The sequence below is a fragment of the Streptomyces sp. CRN 30 genome (assembly GCF_034105845.1).
Genome location: NZ_JAVRHI010000249.1, coordinates 1 through 3329 on the forward strand (window position 1 = coordinate 1; position 3329 = coordinate 3329).

Consider the following 3329-nt stretch of genomic DNA (forward strand, 5'->3'; position numbering starts at 1 on the left):
GGCGCCCTCCCGCTACGGCGTGCGGGGCGACCGCCCCCAGCCCCAGCAGCGCTGGCTGCCGGAGGCGTGGAACGGCCAGGTGTGGCAGCTGTGCGGCACCCCGCGGCGCGACCGCCGCGAGGCCGAGCTGTACCTCGCCGCCCAGCGCCGCGGCCCGCGCCCGGCGATGGCGTACCGCCTCGTCCACGAGTTCACGGACTACGAGGTGCTGCGCATCTGGGGCGAGCCGCGGAGGGTCGACATCGAACCGATGGGGAACCCGTAGCGGGTCCGGTCGGAAGGCTCAGGTGAGCTTCCGCATCGACGCCGCGTCGTACGCCTCCAGCTCGTCGAAGCGGCCGGAGAGGACCTTCGCCGCCCACTGCGGGTCCTGGAGCACGGCGCGGCCCACGGCGACCAGGTCGAACTCGTCGGCCTCCAGCCGGTCCAGCAGGTCGTCGATGCTCCGCGCACCGGCGCTCTCGCCCTGGAATGCCTTCATGAAGTCCCCGTCCAGGCCGACCGAACCGACCGTGATGGCGGTCTTCCCGGTGAGCTTCTTCGTCCAGCCCGCGAGGTTGAGGTCCGAGCCGTCGAACTCCGGGACCCAGTAGCGGCGGGTGGAGGCGTGGAAGGCGTCGACGCCCGCCGCCGCCAGCGGCGTGAGCAGGGCCTCCAGCTCCTCGGGCGTCTCGGCGAGCCGGGCCTTGTACGCGTCCTGCTTCCACTGCGAGTAACGGAAGATCACCGGGAAGGACGGGGAGACCGCCGCGCGTACGGCCGCCACGATCTCCGCCGCGAACTTCGTACGGGCCACCGGGTCGCCGCCGTAGGCGTCGGTGCGGCGGTTGGTGCCCTCCCACAGGAACTGGTCGATCAGGTAGCCGTGGGCGCCGTGCAGTTCGACGCCGTCGAAGCCGATGCGCTCGGCGGCGGCCGCGGCCTCGGCGAACGCGGCGACGACGTCGTCGATGTCCGCCTGCGTCATGGCCCTGCCGGCGCCCTCGGTGCCGTCGGTGCGGATCCCGGAGGGACCCATCGCCGGGGCGTCCGGGAACGGCGGCTCGCCCGCCTGCCGCACCATGCCGATGTGCCACAGCTGCGGCACGATCGTCCCGCCCGCCGCGTGCACCGCCTCGGCGACCTTCGCCCAGCCCGCGAGCTGCTCCTCACCGTGGAAGCGGGGCACGCTGTCGCTCTGCCCGGCCGAGTCGTGGCCCACGTAGGTGCCCTCGGTGACGATCAGCCCGACACCGGCGGCGGCCCGGCGGGAGTAGTACGACACCACGTCCTCGCCGGGGACGCCGCCCGGGGAGAACATCCGGGTCATCGGTGCCATCGCGATGCGGTTCGGGACGGTGAGGCCGTTGATCGAGACCGGGCGGGAGAGGAGGTCGGCGGCGCGGGAAGCGGTGCCGGAGGCGGTGACGGTCACGTGGGGCTCCTGGGGAGTACCGGTAGGTATGTGCACGTGCATTGTTCCTGCTGCCCGTGTCAACCAGCCGCATTCGCCAGGTCATCCCGTCCGGCACCGGTGATCACGTGTGATGCCCACCACATCCGCCGGCTGTGTCCCGTACCGGCGTGGGAATGCCCGAGGGCGGCACCCCCCGTCTCCGGGAAGTGCCGCCCTCGGCAAGGAGGTCGATCAACCTGAGGTCGATCAGAAGTCCATGTCACCGCCCGGCATGCCGCCGCCGGCCGGCGCGGCGGCCTTCTCCGGCTTGTCGGCGATGACGGCCTCGGTGGTGAGGAACAGCGCGGCGATCGACGCGGCGTTCTGCAGCGCGGAGCGCGTCACCTTGGCCGGGTCGATGATGCCCTCGGCGACCAGGTCGACGTACTCGCCGGAGGCGGCGTTCAGACCGTGACCCGGGGTCAGGTTGCGCACCTTCTCCACCACGACGCCGCCCTCGAGGCCGGCGTTGACGGCGATCTGCTTCAGCGGGGCCTCGAGCGCCAGCTTGACGGCGGCGGCACCGGTGGCCTCGTCGCCCTCGAGCTCCAGCTTCTCGAAGACCGAGGAGGCCTGCAGCAGGGCCACGCCACCACCGGCGACGATGCCCTCCTCGACGGCCGCCTTGGCGTTGCGCACGGCGTCCTCGATGCGGTGCTTGCGCTCCTTGAGCTCCACCTCGGTGGCGGCACCGGCCTTGATGACGGCCACGCCGCCGGCCAGCTTCGCCAGGCGCTCCTGCAGCTTCTCGCGGTCGTAGTCGGAGTCGCTGGACTCGATCTCGGCGCGGATCTGGTTGACGCGGCCCGCGACCTGCTCGGCGGAGCCGGCACCGTCGACGATGGTGGTCTCGTCCTTGGTGATGACGACCTTGCGCGCCTTGCCCAGGAGGTCCAGGGAGGCGTTCTCGAGCTTGAGGCCGACCTCCTCGGAGATGACCTCGCCGCCCGTGAGGATGGCGATGTCGTTCAGCATCGCCTTGCGGCGGTCGCCGAAGCCCGGGGCCTTGACCGCGACGGACTTGAAGGTGCCGCGGATCTTGTTGACGACCAGGGTCGACAGGGCCTCGCCCTCGACGTCCTCGGCGATGATCAGCAGCGGCTTGCCCGACTGCATGACCTTCTCCAGGAGCGGGAGCAGGTCCTTGACGTTGCCGATCTTGGAGTTGGCGATGAGGATGTACGGGTCGTCGAGCGACGCCTCCATCCGCTCCATGTCGGTGGCGAAGTACGCCGAGATGTAGCCCTTGTCGAAGCGCATGCCCTCGGTGAGCTCGAGCTCCAGACCGAAGGTCTGCGACTCCTCGACGGTGATGACGCCTTCCTTGCCGACCTTGTCCATGGCCTCGGCGATGAGCTCGCCGATCTGGGTGTCGGCGGCGGAGATGGAGGCCGTGGAGGCGATCTGCTCCTTGGTCTCGACGTCCTTGGCCTGCTCGAGCAGGGCACCGGAGACGGCCTCGACGGCCTTCTCGATACCGCGCTTGAGGGCCATCGGGTTGGCGCCGGCGGCTACGTTGCGCAGGCCCTCCTTGACCAGGGCCTGGGCGAGCACGGTCGCGGTGGTCGTACCGTCACCGGCGACGTCGTCCGTCTTCTTGGCGACTTCCTTGACCAGCTCGGCGCCGATCTTCTCGTACGGGTCCTCGAGCTCGATCTCCTTGGCGATGGAGACACCATCGTTGGTGATCGTGGGGGCGCCCCACTTCTTCTCGAGGACGACGTTGCGGCCCTTGGGGCCGAGCGTCACCTTCACGGCGTCCGCGAGCTGGTTCATGCCGCGCTCGAGGCCGCGCCGCGCCTCCTCGTCGAACGCGATGATCTTGGCCATGTGAAGTGGTCCCTCCAGGACTGGGGGTGATTCCTTCGGACCGCGCCCGCGCCCGCGACGGACG

General features: G+C 70.6%; 2 protein-coding genes and 1 pseudogene. 1 reads left to right on the plus strand and 2 read right to left on the minus strand.

Going from position 1 to position 3329, the window contains the following annotated elements; translation table 11 throughout:
• A pseudogene (locus UW392_RS26285) lies at positions 1-265 on the plus strand (hypothetical protein); the annotation flags it as partial.
• Positions 266-283: 18 nt separating this feature from the next.
• On the opposite strand, the gene UW392_RS26290 reads toward UW392_RS26285, so the two are convergent.
• Positions 284-1414, minus strand: a complete 1131-nt coding sequence (locus UW392_RS26290) for an NADH:flavin oxidoreductase (protein ID WP_320777603.1) — start codon at positions 1412-1414, stop codon at positions 284-286.
• A 228-nt stretch (positions 1415-1642) separates the two neighbouring features.
• Positions 1643-3265 carry a chaperonin GroEL gene (groL, locus tag UW392_RS26295; protein ID WP_320777604.1) on the minus strand — a complete coding sequence of 541 codons (1623 nt, stop codon included), beginning with the start codon at positions 3263-3265 and terminating at the stop codon, positions 1643-1645.
• Between the last annotated feature and the right edge of the window lie 64 nt (positions 3266-3329).